This is a genomic window from Kribbella sp. NPDC023855 (assembly GCF_040639475.1).
GTDB lineage: Bacteria > Actinomycetota > Actinomycetes > Propionibacteriales > Kribbellaceae > Kribbella.
Genome location: NZ_JBFAAA010000004.1, coordinates 167,239 through 181,815 on the forward strand (window position 1 = coordinate 167,239; position 14,577 = coordinate 181,815).

10 protein-coding genes are annotated in these 14,577 nt (G+C 68.6%); 4 read left to right on the forward strand and 6 right to left on the reverse strand.

Annotation, left to right across the window (positions count from 1 at the left end; all coding sequences use genetic code 11):
• Positions 1–29 precede the first annotated feature (29 nt).
• The 6 genes from guaD to AB0F51_RS16170 all read right to left on the reverse strand — a co-directional run bounded on the left by guaD (position 30) and on the right by AB0F51_RS16170 (position 9,694).
• On the reverse strand, positions 30–1,322 hold the full coding sequence (gene guaD, locus AB0F51_RS16145) for a guanine deaminase (protein ID WP_360280203.1): 1,293 nt from the start codon (positions 1,320–1,322) through the stop codon (positions 30–32).
• Entirely contained in the window at positions 1,319–2,155 is an 837-nt protein-coding gene (gene xdhC, locus AB0F51_RS16150; RefSeq protein WP_360281544.1) for a xanthine dehydrogenase accessory protein XdhC, read from the reverse strand. Before xdhC ends, guaD begins: the two co-directional genes overlap by 4 nt.
• A gap of 5 nt (positions 2,156–2,160) precedes the next feature.
• Positions 2,161–4,566, reverse strand: a complete 2,406-nt coding sequence (xdhB, locus tag AB0F51_RS16155; protein WP_360280205.1) for a xanthine dehydrogenase molybdopterin binding subunit — start codon at positions 4,564–4,566, stop codon at positions 2,161–2,163.
• Positions 4,563–6,095 carry an FAD binding domain-containing protein gene (locus AB0F51_RS16160; protein ID WP_360280208.1) on the reverse strand — a complete coding sequence of 511 codons (1,533 nt, stop codon included), beginning with the start codon at positions 6,093–6,095 and terminating at the stop codon, positions 4,563–4,565. Before AB0F51_RS16160 ends, xdhB begins: the two co-directional genes overlap by 4 nt.
• Positions 6,092–8,020, reverse strand: a complete 1,929-nt coding sequence (gene uraD / locus AB0F51_RS16165; protein ID WP_360280211.1) for a 2-oxo-4-hydroxy-4-carboxy-5-ureidoimidazoline decarboxylase — start codon at positions 8,018–8,020, stop codon at positions 6,092–6,094. Before uraD ends, AB0F51_RS16160 begins: the two co-directional genes overlap by 4 nt.
• A gap of 141 nt (positions 8,021–8,161) precedes the next feature.
• Positions 8,162–9,694, reverse strand: a complete 1,533-nt coding sequence (locus AB0F51_RS16170; protein ID WP_360280213.1) for a helix-turn-helix domain-containing protein — start codon at positions 9,692–9,694, stop codon at positions 8,162–8,164.
• Between the two features lie 251 nt (positions 9,695–9,945).
• On the opposite strand from AB0F51_RS16170, the gene AB0F51_RS16175 reads away from it, so the two are divergent.
• From AB0F51_RS16175 to AB0F51_RS16190, 4 genes are read left to right on the forward strand one after another with little or no spacing between them, the layout of a single operon-like run.
• Positions 9,946–10,770: a TIM barrel protein gene (locus tag AB0F51_RS16175; protein ID WP_360280216.1), complete on the forward strand. Its 825-nt coding sequence runs from the start codon at positions 9,946–9,948 to the stop codon at positions 10,768–10,770.
• Positions 10,771–10,807: 37 nt separating this feature from the next.
• Positions 10,808–11,692 carry a 2-hydroxy-3-oxopropionate reductase gene (locus tag AB0F51_RS16180; protein ID WP_360280219.1) on the forward strand — a complete coding sequence of 295 codons (885 nt, stop codon included), beginning with the start codon at positions 10,808–10,810 and terminating at the stop codon, positions 11,690–11,692.
• Positions 11,692–13,425: a glyoxylate carboligase gene (gcl, locus tag AB0F51_RS16185; protein ID WP_360280222.1), complete on the forward strand. Its 1,734-nt coding sequence runs from the start codon at positions 11,692–11,694 to the stop codon at positions 13,423–13,425. Before AB0F51_RS16180 ends, gcl begins: the two co-directional genes overlap by 1 nt.
• Positions 13,425–14,558, forward strand: a complete 1,134-nt coding sequence (locus tag AB0F51_RS16190; protein ID WP_360280224.1) for a glycerate kinase — start codon at positions 13,425–13,427, stop codon at positions 14,556–14,558. Before gcl ends, AB0F51_RS16190 begins: the two co-directional genes overlap by 1 nt.
• The last annotated feature ends 19 nt before the right edge of the window (positions 14,559–14,577 follow it).

Below are 14,577 nucleotides of genomic sequence, written 5' to 3' on the forward strand. Positions count from 1 at the left end.
ATCCCTGCTTATCACCAGCGGGGAGGACGTCAACCAACCTCCAGAGGGGACAACAGTTCGCCGTCGATCCAGACGGCGCGGACGTCGGCCGGCGTACCGAGGGTGAAGACCCGCGCCAAGGCGTCGTCGGCGTCGTCGGCGTGTTCGAGTCCGACTGCGAGTGGTGAGCCGTCGGCCGGGCGGATCAGTTGGGCGTCGAAGCGTTTGCCGACGCTCAGCTCGCCCACGTCGCCGAGCCCGAGCGCCGCCGCTCCCGCGGTGGTTGCCAGGTGCAACAGATGCGCGGAGTTGAGCGGAAGTCCGTGATCACCCATCAGCTGCTGGCAGAAGTAGGCCTGCAAGCCTTCCTTGAGCAGCGAGAAGCCGGTGCCGGCTCCGACGTCCGACCCCAGCGCCACCCGTACTCCGTGTTCGAGGTGCCGCGTCAGGGGGAACAGCCCGCTCCCCAGGACGGCGTTGCTCGTGGGGCAGTGGGCGACCGTCGCGCCGCTGTCGCCCAGGACCTTGAGCTCGACGTCTGTCGGGTGGACGTTGTGCGCGAGCACGCTCCGCCGGTCGACCAGGCCGTGCTTCTCGTACGTGCTGACGTAGTCGCTCCCACCGAAGAGTTCGGCCACCGTGGCGATCTCGGCCTCGTTCTCGTTGAGGTGTGAGGTGAACAGCGCGCCGGGGATCTCCTCCAGCACGGTGTGACAGGTCGCGAGCAGCTCGTCTGTACAAGACAGCGAGAAGCGCGGCGTCACGGCGTACCGGTTGCGGCCGACGCCGTGCCAGCGGGACGCCAGGGCGAGCGACTCGGTGTAGGCGCGTTCTGGTGTGGTCAGCAGGTCGGCGCGCAGGATGCGGTCGCTGACGACCAGCCCGCTGGTGATCCGCAGGCCCACCCGCGACGCGGCGGTGAAGAGCGTGTCGACTGCTTCGGCAAAGTGCGCTCCGAAGACCAGTGCGCTCGTAGTACCGGCTGCTGCGAGACCGCGCACGAACTCGTCGGCCACGCTGGAGGCGTAGGCGGCGTCCGCCATCCGGGCTTCTTCGGGCAGGGCGTAGCGGTCGAGCCATTCGAGCAGCGGCATCCCCATCCCGCCGACTGCGCGGATCTGGGGGAAGTGCACGTGGGTGTCCACGAAACCGGGTAACACCAGGCCGCCGGTCAGGTCGACGACGCGCTCGGCCGGGTGCGCGCTGCGCAGTTCGGCGTACGGGCCGCGGGCGGTGATCACCCCGTCCTCGACGAGCAGGGCGGCGTCGGTCGCGACCCGGAGGGTGCCGCCGGCGAACGGGTTGTCTGGTGTGTCGAGGAACGTGCCTCTGAACAGCGTCATGCTTCTGCCTCACGGTGAACCGGCGCGGAGTTGCGCTCGGCAACGAACTGTTGGAGCAGCCAGGCGGCCACGCCGACCGCGATGACGGCCGGCTCCTTACCTGGCAGGTCTGGCAGGCCGATCGGAGTGGTGATCTTGTCGATCGCCTCGGCCGGGTTGCCGTCCTCGGCGAGCTTGTGGCGGAACCGCGCCCACTTCGCGCGCGACCCGATCAGGCCGATCGTTGCCAGTTGCCCGTTTCTCAAGGCGGCGTCGCAGAGGGCGGCGTCCTCCGCGTGGTCGTGGGTCATGATCAAGGCGTGGGTCCCCGGCGGGAGCTCGCCGACGACGAGCTCCGGGAGCACTGGTACGTGATGCACGTGGACGCCGGCGATCGCGTCGTCCAGCACCGCGAGTCGCTCGGGGGTGAGCTGGTCGGGCCGCGAGTCGATCAGGTGCAGCTCGAGGTCGTGCCGGGCGAGAATCCGCGCGAGCTCGAGACCGACATGCCCGATCCCGAAGATCGCCACAGCCGGCACAACCGGGAGCGGCTCCAGCAGCAACTTCACCTCACCACCACAACACTGAACCGCCTGCTGGAACGGCGCTTTGTCAGACAGCGCAAACTCCAGTACTTCGGGTTCGCGGCTGCCCGCCGCCAGCAGACCCCGAGCACGCTCGATAGCAACCGCCTCAAGGTTGCCCCCACCAACAGTCGCCCAGACCCGATCCTCAGAAACCACCATCTTGGCGCCGGCATCCCGCGGCGAATGCCCCCGCACAGCCATCACCGTCACCAGTACGCCGCCCTGCCGCTTCTCCCGAAGCACCTGAACAGCCCGCATCCACTCCATCTCGATCACACCCCCGTCAGCTCAGCAGGAGAAACCACTGAGTCGGCAGCTGAAGCGTTCTCGCCGTCGTGGTCCGGCTGCCCGGACTTCCGGGCGCTGTCAAGCGCCCAGTAGACCGCCTCGGGTGTGGCGGGGGAGGCGAGGTCGACGCTGGTGCCGGGTGGGCCGAAGGCGGCTGCGGCTTGGCGTAGGGCTTCTCGGACTGAGAAGGCGAGCATCAGCGGCGGCTCTCCGACTGCCTTGGAGCCGTAGACAGCGCCGTCCTCGTGGGCCTTCTCCAGCAGATGGACGTTGAAGACTTCGGGCATCTCCGAGAAGCTCGGCAGCTTGTACGTGCTGGCGGCCTGCGTCGCCAGCCGTCCACGATGAGGCCCATCGCTCTCGTCCCAGCGCAGGTCCTCCAGCGTCAGCCAGCCCGCGCCCTGCACGAACCCACCCTCGATCTGACCGATGTCGATCAACGGGCTGAGGCTGTCACCCACGTCGTGCACGATGTCGACCCGCCGCAACGTGTACGCACCGGTGAAGCCGTCGACCTCGACCTCAGCCGCCGCCACGCCGTACGCGAAGTACTTGAACGGTTCACCCCGCATCGCATTGGCGTCCCAGTGCAGGCCTTCGGTGCGGTAGAAACCGGCCGCCCACAGCTGGACCCGCTGCATGTAGGCGGCGCTGACCAGCTCTTCCCAGTACATTTTCCCGCCGCCGAAGGTCAGCCCCTGGACGACGCCGCCCACGAAGCGGACGTCCCGCGGGCTGATCCCAAGCTTGCCACCGGCAACTTGTTCGAGTCGCTCGCGGATCTGCTCACACGCGTTCTTGATCGCGGCGCCATTGAGATCGGCACCCGAGCTCGCCGCGGTAGCCGACGTGTTGGGCACCTTGTCGGTCCGGGTCGGCGCCAGCCGTACCCGAGCCAGCGGAACGCCCAGTGTCGTGGCAGCGACCTGCAGCATCTTGGTGTGCAGCCCTTGGCCCATCTCGGTGCCGCCGTGATTGATCAGCACCGAGCCGTCCTTGTACACGTGCACCAGCGCACCGGCCTGGTTGAACGCCGTCAGGTTGAACGAGATGCCGAACTTCACCGGCGTCATCGCCAGCGCCCGCTTCGTGAATGGATGTGCGGCGTTGAACCGCTCGATCTCCACCTTCCGCCGCTCGACGTCACCGGCCGAGAGCACTTCGCTCCAGCAGGCCTCCAACCGCTCGGCATGACGGACAGGCATCCCGTACGGCGTGCTGTGCTGCGACTGATACAGATTCCGCCGGCGCAGCTCCATCGCGTCGTACCCGAGCAGCGGTGCGCACCGCCCGAGCAGATCCTCCACGACGAGCATCCCCTGCGGCCCGCCGAAGCCGCGGAAAGCAGTCTGCGAGGTCTTGTTCGTCTTGGCGATCCGCCCGTCGACGCGGACGTTGGGGATCCAGTAGCTGTTCTCGATGTGGCACATTGCCCTGGCCAGCACCGGCTCCGACAGGTCGAGGCTCCAGCCACCGTCGGCGGTGAGCGTGGCGTCGAGCGCGACCAGGTGACCCTCGTCGTCGAACCCGGCCCGCCACTCACTGTGGAACCCGTGTCGCTTGCCCGACATGGTGATGTCCTGCGTCCGGTTGAGCCGCAAGCGCACCGGCCGTCCGGTCAACGTCGCGCCCAGAGCAGCGATGGCAGCGAACCCGTGCGGCTGCATCTCCTTGCCACCAAAGGCGCCGCCCATCCGCAGACACTGCACGGTGACCGCATGGCTGGCCACGCCGAGCACGTGCGCAACAATCTCCTGCGTCTCCGACGGATGCTGCGTGCTGCTCTGCACGAAGATCTGACCGGCCTCGTCGACCAAGGCCAACGAGGCATGGGTCTCCAGGTAGAAGTGCTCCTGACCCGCGAACTCGAACTCACCCTCGAAGACATGCGGCGCCGCGGCCAACGCTGCCTCGACATCGCCGCTCTCGAGATGCCGCCCGGTGCCCTGGAAGTTGCCAGCGGCAATCGCTTCGCGAACCGTCACGAGCGAGGGCAGCTCCTCGTACTCGACCTCGACAGCAGCACCCCCGAGCCGAGCAGCCTCCAGAGTCTCACCGAGCACCCAGCAGATCGCATGCCCGTGGAACATCGCTTCCGACGGGAACAGCGGCTCGTCATGTTTCACCCCGGCGTCGTTCACACCCGGAACGTCATCGGCGGTCAACACCCGAACGACCCCCGGTACGTCGTACGCAGGCTTCACCCGCAGGTCGACGATCCGGGCATGGGCGTGCGGCGACTGAACCGGCCACGCGTGCAGGACATCGCGCGTCCGGACGACGAGGTCGTCGGTGTAGAGCGCCTCACCGGTGACATGCAGTGCAGCGCTTTCGTGCGGCAACGGCAGGCCGACAATCGCCTGCTCCGGTCGCTGAGACAACGAACTCATGCGCTAACCCCCTCGGCAGCGAGGTGCTGGGCATACAAACGGAGAAGTGACTGGCCGAGCATCGCCGACCGGTACGACGCGCTGGCGCGGTGGTCGTCCAGCGGCGTGCCCTCTGCAGCCAGTACTGCGGCCGCTTCGCGGACGGTGCGCTCGGTCCATGGCCGGCCGGTCAGGGTTTCCTCGGTCGCCCGGGCGCGCAGCGGTGTTGCAGCCACTCCACCCAGGCCGATCCGGGCCTGGCTGACGACCCCGTCGGCGAGTTCGAGCGCGAAGCCGACCGCGACGCTGGAGATGTCGTCGAACCGGCGTTTGGCGATCTTGTGGAAGGCCGTGACGGGCGCGAGCGGCAGCGGGACCCCGATGGTCCGGATCAGCTCGTCTGCCGCCTTCACCGTTTCCCGGTACCCCGTGAAGTAGTCGGCCAGCGGGACGACTCGCTCGCCGCGGCTGGAGGTGAGGACGAGCGACGCGTCGAGGGCGAGCAGCGCGGGCGGAGTGTCACCGATCGGTGACCCTGTGCCCAGGTTGCCGCCGATGGTGGCGCCGTTGCGGATCAGCCGCGAGGCGAACTGCGGGAACATCTGCGCCAACAGCGGCACGCGGCCGGCGAGCAGCCGCTCGATCTCACTCAGCGTCAGCGCGGCACCGATGCGGACCTCGTCGGGCCCGAAACTGAACTCTCGCAATTCGTTGAGCCGGTCCACGGCGACCACCAACGGAGCGCGGACGCCGCGCAGGTTCACCTCGACCCCGGCATCCGTTGAGCCGGCCACGATCCGCGCATCCGGCCGCTCTGCCAGTACTGCGAGCGCCTCTTCCAGACTCGCCGGCCGGAGGAACTCCGCGCCGTTGACCGCCACCTTCGTCGCCGCGGGCGGGGGAGGAGGCGCTGATCGGCGGGCGGCGAACACATCATCCGCCGCAGGATCGCCAAGCGCGTATGCCGCGTCCCGGATCGGCCGATAGCCGGTGCACCGGCACAGGTTGCCGCTCAACGCATGCAGATCGAACCCGTTGGGCCCATGCTCCAGATCGCAGGGCGCATCGGCGGATGCGGAGCGCTCGTGGTCGTGGGTCGCGCCAACCGGCGCAGTACGGGCGGAGCGCCCGTCGAGTTCCTGCTGCTCGGCGCGGGGCGCGGCGGGCGTCGTACGGGTGGGGCGGTAGTACTCGGCGGCCATGCTGCAGACGAAGCCGGGAGTACAGAAGCCGCATTGGGAGCCGCCTCGGACTGCCATTTCCTGCTGCACGGGGTGCAGTTCGGTGCTCTTGCCGAGACCCTCTGACGTGACGATCTCCTGGCCGTCGAGGGAAGCCGCCGGCAGCAAGCAGGCGTTCAGGGCGGTCCACTCGGTCGGGCTGTCGATCCCGGGGCGGGCGACGAGCACCGAGCAAGCACCGCACTCGCCCTCGGCACAGCCCTCCTTCGCGCCCGTCAGGCCGCGGTCGCGCAACCAGTCCAGCACGGTGGTGTGGACTGGTACGCCGTCGAGGCTGGCGTCCTGGCCGTTCACCTTGATCTTCGTCATGGTCGGCTGCTCCAGCGGGTCCTTGCACTGTGGATGGGGTTCGCGTCGGAGAGGAAGTCGTCGAAGCGGAAGCCGGCGATCTTCGCGATCTCCAGCAGCGCCGCGGCGTGTTCCTGGTTCTCGCAGTTGCCCAGCCGTTCCCGGCCTTGTTCTACGATCCGCTCGAACGATTCCGCGTCCCGCACCGAGATCACCAGCGGGAAGCCGAACCGCTCCTTGTACTGCGCGGTGATCGCGGCCAGCTCGTCCCGGTCGGGCTCGGCCAGGTAGGTCAGGCCCCGGGTCGACTGGTCCCGCAGCGACGCCTCACCGCTGAGGCCGTCGGCAACGAGTTGGGACCCGAGCTGCGGGTAGGACGCGATCAGCTCTCGCTGCTCCTCCTGCGATCCGGAGAAGAGCGCCTCCTGGAACGAACGACGCAGCGCGTGCGTGTCGGCGAACGGACGCATCTCCCAGGCGCGCTCGACCATCCAGGTCGGTCCCTGGAACAGTTCGGCGAAGGTCCTCACGAACTCTTCGCGAGACATCTCGTTCACCTGGTCCAGCCGGATGGTGCCGGTGCCCCTCGGCTGGCCGGCGACCGCCGGGCCGAAGTCCTTGCCCACGTGGTGGAAGAGGATGTTGAGCCCGATTGCGGTCAGGCTGCCGAGGGTGATGCCGCTGCCGAAGATGATCTCGGCCCAGCCCGGGACCGCCTGGGCGACCTGCGGCTGTGCTGTCACGTACATGGCCAGGCCGACGCTGGTCGCCACGATCACGACGTTGCGGTGGTCGTGGAAGTCGACTTTCGCCAGCGTCTGGAAGCCGACCACCGCGACGGTGGCGAACATCGCCAGCGCGGCGCCACCCAGGACCGGGTGCGGGATGCCGGCGACGATCGCACCGGCCTTCGGGACCAGGCCGAGCAGGATCATGATCAGGCCGGCCGCCGCGACCACCCAGCGGCTCTTCACCCGGGTCAGCCGGACCAGGCCGACGTTCTCGGCGAAACACGTGTAGGGGAAGGAGTTGAAGACGCCGCCGATCGTGGTGGCCAGGCCGTCGGCCCGCAGCGCCCGGGCGATGTCCTCGCGGCCGATCCGCTTCTCCACGATCTCGCCGGTCGCGAACACGTCACCGGTGGTCTCCACCGCGGTGATCAGCATGACCAGGACCATCGAGATGATCGCGGCGATCGAGAACTGCGGCCAGCCGAAGTGGAACGGCGTGGTCACGCCCACCCAGTCCGAGCCGTTGACCGCGTCGAAGTGCGCGTCACCGAAGGCCCAGGCGACCAGCGTGCCGACGACCAGCCCGGCCAGTACCGCGATCGTCGCCACAAAGCCCTTGAACACCCGCTGGATCAGCACGATCAGTGCGAGCGTGCCGAGCGCGTAGGCCAGGTTCTTGCCGCTGGTCGGGTCCGACGTCGGGCCGGCACCACCGGTCGCGTCGCCCGCGGCCACCGGCAGCAGTGCCAGGCCGATGATCGTGATGACCGAGCCGGTGACGACGGGTGGGAAGAACCGGATCAGCCGGCTGAAGAACGGCGCGATGAAGAAGGTGGCCAGTCCGGCCACGAGCACCGCGCCGTAGATGACCAGCAGGCCGTCGGTCCCGCCGCCCGCGGCCATGCCGATCGCGATCATCGGGGAGACCGCCGTGAAGGTCACGCCTTGCAGCAGCGGCAGCCGGACGCCGACCTTCCAGAAGCCGACCGACTGGATGATCGAGGCGATGCCACAGGTGAACAGGTCGGCGTTGATCAGGTGCACCAGCTGCTCGGTGCTGAGCCCGATCGAGTTCGCCAGCAGGATCGGGACGATCACCGCGCCGGCGTAGAAGGCGAGCACGTGCTGGGTGCCGTAGACGGCGAGGCGCCCTGGTGACAGCACCTGGTCGACAGGATGACGGGCGGCGCGGCTCGGTCGTGGTTCTGCCTTCATCGGGGCACCTTCCAAGGGGTCGCGGCGGATCTGACCTGCACGACAGCTTGGGCTCCGGCGCCGGCCGATTGCACCCGAGAAACCTCCGAACTTCCGGGGTTTCCGTGGGCCCGTTTTGGAGGATCCTCCAAAAGCCGAGGCTCAGAGCGACTTGAGCGCCAGGAAGACGTCGACCCGGTCCTCGAACTGGGACAGATCGCGACCGGTCAGTTGCTCGATGCGTTCGATCCGGTACCGAACGGTGTTGACGTGCAGGTGCAACGACTCCGCCGTACGGGACCAGGAACCCGACCAGGCCAGGAACTCGTCCAGCGTGGCGATGAGGTCGGCGCGGGTCTTGCGGTCGTGCTCGAGCACCGGCCCGAGCACCCGGTGTGCGTAGGTCCGCCGTACGTCGTCCGGGACGGTGGCGAGCAGCAGCACATGGGAGGCGACCTCGTCCGAGGTCACCACCGAGACGCGGGTCCGGCCGGCCAACGCGGCACGCTGGGCGAAGCGCGCCTCCTCGAGCGCTCCGGTCAGCGCGTCGAGAGTGGTCGCGCCGCTGACGCCGACGGTGAGTCGCGCCTTGGCGAGGCCGGGGGAGAGACGGCCGAAAGCCCGGCGGAGCAGGCTCGGCAACTCGGGCGATGAGGGCAGGAGCGCGACCAGCAAGCCGTCCCGTCCCGTAGCAACCACGGCCGGGCCAACCGTGAGCGCGACGTCCTCGAACACGGTGAGCGCGATCTCGACCGGGCCGTCGTCTCGCAACTCGGCCACGGCGACAGCCATCGGCCGGTCGGAATGCGCTCCGGCCTGGCGCAGCCGAGTCGCCACCTCGGCGTGCGGTCCACCCGACTCGACCAGGGCCAGCGCATCCGCGACCAGCGGCCGCAATGCGAGTCGTCCCTCGTCCCGGCGTACCCGGTCGAGGGCGGCGATGGCGCACAACTCCTGCACCGCTTCGACATGAGCGCGCGGCCACTGGGTGTGGTCGCCGTCGACGACCAGCAACCACGCGGTGAGCCGATTCCCGAGACCCGACCCGATCGGAAACAGGCTGTACGCCGTACCGCTCGCGTCAGCGACAGCGGGAGTGCGATCGGCGGTCAGAAATCGGCGGGTGACCGCGTCGAGCGTGTCATCGTCCAACGGCTCAGGACCCGGTACGACGTGGCGCCCGGTCGACGTGATCACGCGGCAGTCGTGGCCGATTTCGGTGGAGATGCGGGCGGTGAGCTCGTCGAGGCTGCGGCCTGATGCGATGGCCGACAGCAATTGGCGCTGGCGGACGAGACTCGCGGACAGCCGGGCGCCGGTGTCGGCCGCGCCGGCCGCCGCGACGTACTCGGTGACGTCCGCGAAGGCGACCTCGGTGGGCACCTCGACGAGCGTGACCTGATGCCGACGGCAGGCCTCGAGCAGGTCGTCCGGGATCGTGCCGAGCAACGCCTTACCGGCGAGGATCGTGGTGGCGCCGCGCTCGGCCACCGAGGCCACGAACGTCTCGCTGTCGGCGGGGCTGCGGCGCCAGACCAGCCCGGTCAGGACCAGTTCGCCGCCGTTGAGGTAGTTGCCCGGTTCGAGCAGGTCGGTGGTGACGAGGCGGCCGATCGGCAGGTCGTACGCGCCACGCGCCGCGTGCAACAGGCGAAGCCCTAGTTCTGGCGCGTCGAAGAGCTCGGAGAGCAGCACGGCGCCTCCTCTGATCGCTCGGGGACCGCAGCAGGTCCTTGGAGGAACGTACAACGCGAGCCCGCGCGCGCGAAACGACCGCGCGAACGAGCGCCCGCGAAGCAACCGCGCGCGGAGCGCCCACTCACCCCACGCTTGCGGCCCTTCGAGCTGCCGGGGTCGGTGCTTGACGGGGTCGTGAGACCCACTCTATGGTCATTTCGCATAGCAGAAGCAAACTTCCACAATGCGGAAAACGAGAGAAGGATGCCATGAGCCACGCGCTGCGCCACGCCGTGAACTGCTCGATCCTGTTCACCGAGCTGCCACTGCTGGAGCGCCCGGCTGCGGCCCGTGAGGCCGGCTTCGGAGCCGTCGAGTTCTGGTGGCCGTTCGCCGGCGCGGTGCCGTCGGACCACGAGGCCGACGCCTTCGTGACCGCCATCCAGGACGCCGGAGTGCAGCTGGTCGGGCTCAACTTCTTCGCCGGCGACATGCCGGCGGGCGACCGCGGCCTGGTGTCCTGGCCCAAGCGCACCGGCGAGTTCCGCGACAACATCGACGCCACGCTCGGTATCGGCGAGCGGCTCGGCTGCCGGGCCTTCAACGCCCTCTACGGCAATCGCGACGACGCACATTCCGCCAGTGAGCAGGACGAGCTCGCCGCCGAGAACCTCGGGCTGGCCGCAAGCGCCGCCGCCCGGATCGACGCGACGATCCTGATCGAGCCGGTCAGCGGGGCTGAGCGCTACCCGCTCCGCACGGCCGCCGAGGTGCTGAGCGTCATCGACCGGGTGCAGACGGAGTACGGCGTACAGAACCTTGGACTGCTTGCCGATCTGTACCACCTCGCGGTCAACGGCGACGACGTCGATCGGGTGGTTGCCGAGCACACCGACCGGATCGCGCATGTGCAGATCGCGGACGCGCCTGGCCGCAACGAACCCGGTACCGGATCGCTGCCGCTCGACCGGCAGCTCGCCGCCCTCGAGAGCGGCGGCTACGCCGGCTGGGTCTCGCTCGAGTACAAGCCGTCCACCACCACCCCCGAGAGCTTCGGCTGGCTGCCGCGCGAGCGCCGCGGCCTCCCCGCCTGACTGCCAGTCCGCCTGATCTAGCTAGGAGATTTCCGTCATGACCAACATCGCCTTCATCGGCCTCGGCATCATGGGCAACCCGATGGCCGTCCACCTCGCCAACGCCGGCCACACCGTCGCCGGCTTCGACCGCAGCCCGGACCGGGCCGCCGCCCTGATCGAGGCGGGCGGGCGCGCCGCGACCTCGCTGGCCGACGCGGTCAAGGGCGCCGACGTGATCTGCGTGATGGTGCCCGACTCGCCCGACGTCGAGCAGGTGCTCAACGCGGACGACGGCGTCTTCCAGCTGGCCGAGACCGGCACGCTGATCATCGACTTCTCCAGCATCCGTCCCGACGTCACCCAGCAGCTCGCCGAGCAGGCCCGCGCGCTCGGCTTCCGGATGCTCGACGCTCCAGTCTCCGGTGGTGAGGCCGGCGCGAAGAACGCCGCGCTGTCGATCATGGTCGGCGGCGAGGCGGACGACTTCGCCGTCGCGAAGCCGCTGTTCGATGCCGTCGGCAAGACCGTCGTGCACGTCGGCCCCAGTGGTTCGGGTCAGACCGTCAAGGCCGCGAACCAGCTGATCGTTGCCGCCAACATCCAAGCGGTGGCCGAGGCCGTCATCTTCCTGGAGGCGTACGGCGTCGACACCAAGGCCGCCCTGGAGGTGCTCGGCGGCGGGCTGGCCGGTTCCGCAGTACTGAACCAGAAGAAGGAGAACATGCTGTCGCGCTCCTTCCAGCCCGGCTTCCGGATCGATCTGCACCACAAGGACATGGGCATCGTCACCGCAGCCGCGCGCGAAGCGGGTGTCGCAGTACCGCTGGGGGCTCTGGTTGCGCAGTTGGTGGCTTCGGCTCGCGCGAACGGCGACGGTGGCCTCGACCACTCCGCGTTGCTGCGGGGCGTGGAGCGTCTGTCCGGGAAGGCGACGGCCTGATGGCCCGCATGCGCGCGGTCGACGCCGCAGTACTGATCCTGGAGAAGGAAGGCGCCACTCAGGCGTTCGGCCTGCCCGGTGCCGCGATCAACCCCTTCTACAGCGCGATGAAGAAGCACGGCGGGATCAAGCACGTCCTGGCCCGTCACGTCGAGGCCGCCTCCCACATGGCCGAGGGGTACACCCGGGCCACAGCGGGCAACATCGGCATCTGCGTCGGTACGTCGGGCCCCGCGGGCACCGACATGATCACCGGCCTGTACTCCGCTTCGGCCGACTCGATCCCGATCCTCTGCATCACCGGGCAGGCGCCGGTGGCCAAGTTGCAGAAGGAGGACTTCCAGGCGGTCGACATCGCCTCGATCGCCAAGCCGGTCTCGAAGTGGGCCGTCACGGTGATGGAGGCGGCTCAGGTGCCGGGGACCTTCCAGAAGGCCTTCCACCTGATGCGCGAAGGTCGGCCAGGTCCGGTGCTTGTCGATCTGCCGATCGATGTTCAGTTGGCCGAGATCGAGTTCGACATCGACACCTACGAGCCGCTGCCGGTGACCAAGCCGGCCGCGACCCGGGCGCAGGCCGAGAAGGCGCTCGCGATGCTCAACGAGGCTGAGCGGCCGCTGATCGTGTCGGGTGGCGGGGTGATCAACGCCGACGCGGCTGGGTTGCTGGTCGAGTTCGCCGAGTTGGTCGGCGTGCCCGTCGTACCGACACTGATGGGGTGGGGGACCATCCCGGACGACCATCCGCTGGCTGCTGGGATGGTGGGGTTGCAGACCTCGCACCGGTACGGGAACGCGACTCTGCTGGCGTCCGACTTCGTGCTCGGGATCGGGAACCGGTGGGCGAACCGGCACACGGGTTCGGTCGCGAAGTACACCGAGGGCCGCAAGATCGTGCACGTCGACATCGAGCCGACGCAGCTCGGCCGGGTGCTGGCGCCGGACTACGGGATCGTCTCCGATGCTCGTGCCGCGTTGGAGGTCTTCGTCTCGGTGGCGCGCGAATGGGCTGCTGATGGCCGGCTGGCCGATCGGTCCGAGTGGGCTGAGGAGTGCCGTCAGCGGAAGGCGACGTTGCTGCGGAAGACGGATTTCGCGAACGTGCCGATCAAGCCGCAGCGGGTGTACGCGGAGATGAACAAGGCCTTCGGGCCGGAGACGCGGTACGTCTCGACGATCGGGTTGTCGCAGATCCAGGCTGCGCAGATGCTGCATGTCTATCGGCCGCGGCATTGGATCAACGCTGGTCAGGCGGGGCCGCTGGGGTGGACTGTGCCGGCGACTCTTGGTGTCGCGGTTGCGGATCCGGACAGTACCGTCGTGGCGCTGTCGGGGGACTATGACTTCCAGTTCCTGATCGAGGAGTTGGCGGTCGGTGCGCAGTTCAACATTCCGTACATCCACGTGGTGGTGAACAACTCGTACCTCGGCCTCATCCGGCAGGCGCAGCGCGGTCTGGAGATGGATTACTGCGTGCAGCTGTCCTTCGAAAACATCAACAGCCCGGAACTTCAGGGCTACGGTGTCGACCATCTGAAGGTTGCCGAAGGCCTCGGGTGCAAGGCGCTTCGGGTGACCGAGCCGGACGAGATTCTGCCGGCGCTGGAACAGGCGAAGAAGCTGATGATCGAGTTCCGTGTGCCGGTGGTTGTCGAGGTCATCCTGGAACGCGTCACGAACGTCTCCATGGGTGTTGAACTCGACGCCGTCACAGAATTTGAGCCAGTGGCCTGATGGGTGAGCGCTCTTCGCGGCGGGTGATCGTTGCCTCCGACAAGTTCAAGGGGACTTTGGGGAGTGCCGAGGTGGCCGCGTTCGTGGGGGAGGGTGTGCGGCGGGTGCTTCCTGATGCTGAGGTCGGCTGTGTTCCGGTGGCCGACGGGGGTGACGGGACGCTCGCCGCTGTTGTGGCTGCGGGGTTCGAGTTGGGCCCGGTCGTGGCCAGCGGGCCGACGGGCGAGCCGGTCTCAAGCGGGTTCGCTCGGCGTGGCGGGACGGCTGTGGTGGAGTTGGCTGATGTTTGTGGGCTGGTTCGGTTGCCTGGGGGTGAGTTGGCTCCGATGGTTGCTTCCTCGCGCGGGGTTGGTGAGGTGATGGCGGCGGCGATCGACAGTGGGTGCCGGCGGGTGATCCTCGGGATCGGCGGGAGTGCTTCGACGGACGGTGGCGCCGGGTTGTTGCGGGCGCTCGGAGCGAGGGTGCTCGATGCGCGGGGTGATGAGGTTGCCGAGGGTGGCGCCGGGTTGCTGGCTGCGGAGGTTCTCGACCTAACCGGGCTCCACTCTCGTCTACAGAGAGTGGAGGTTGTGGTCGCCTGCGATGTGGACAATCCGCTGACCGGGCCGGCCGGCGCTGCAGCGACGTACGGGCATCAGAAGGGCGCCAGCGCCACTCAGGTTGAGCAGCTTGATGCCGCGCTCACGCACTGGGCTGACCTAGTCGCCCGCACCACCGGCCGTGACCTTCGGGACTCGCCGGGGGCCGGTGCCGCCGGGGGAGTGGGATTCGCGGCGATCGCGCTGCTCGGGGCTGAGTTGCGGTCGGGGATCGAGCTTGTGCTGGAACTGGTGGGGTTCGAGCAGCGGGTGCTGGGTGCGGATCTCGTGGTGACTGGTGAGGGCGCGCTCGACGAGCAGACGCTGCACGGAAAGGCCGTGGCGGGTGTGGCTGCCGCCGCGCGAGCTGCCGGAGTACCGGTGATTGCTGTTTGTGGCACCAATCGGCTCGAGGCTGCGCAGCTGCGGTCGGCAGGGATCGGTGCGGCGTACGCGCTCACCGATCTGGAGCCCGACGTACGGCGTTGTATCGCCGATCCCGCGCCGTTGCTGCGACAGCTCGGTGAGCGGATCGCGGCGGATCTACGATGAGGACAACTGAGAGGGGGAC

Bases quoted from the DNA above. Each gene is read 5' to 3' on its own strand.
- guaD (WP_360280203.1), bottom strand. From the start codon at position 1,322: ATGACGCTGTTCAGAGGCACGTTCCTCGACACACCAGACAACCCGTTC.
- xdhC (WP_360281544.1), bottom strand. From the start codon at position 2,155: ATGGAGTGGATGCGGGCTGTTCAGGTGCTTCGGGAGAAGCGGCAGGGC.
- xdhB (WP_360280205.1), bottom strand. From the start codon at position 4,566: ATGAGTTCGTTGTCTCAGCGACCGGAGCAGGCGATTGTCGGCCTGCCG.
- AB0F51_RS16160 (WP_360280208.1), bottom strand. From the start codon at position 6,095: ATGACGAAGATCAAGGTGAACGGCCAGGACGCCAGCCTCGACGGCGTA.
- uraD (WP_360280211.1), bottom strand. From the start codon at position 8,020: ATGAAGGCAGAACCACGACCGAGCCGCGCCGCCCGTCATCCTGTCGAC.
- AB0F51_RS16175 (WP_360280216.1), top strand. From the start codon at position 9,946: ATGAGCCACGCGCTGCGCCACGCCGTGAACTGCTCGATCCTGTTCACC.
- AB0F51_RS16180 (WP_360280219.1), top strand. From the start codon at position 10,808: ATGACCAACATCGCCTTCATCGGCCTCGGCATCATGGGCAACCCGATG.
- gcl (WP_360280222.1), top strand. From the start codon at position 11,692: ATGGCCCGCATGCGCGCGGTCGACGCCGCAGTACTGATCCTGGAGAAG.
- AB0F51_RS16190 (WP_360280224.1), top strand. From the start codon at position 13,425: ATGGGTGAGCGCTCTTCGCGGCGGGTGATCGTTGCCTCCGACAAGTTC.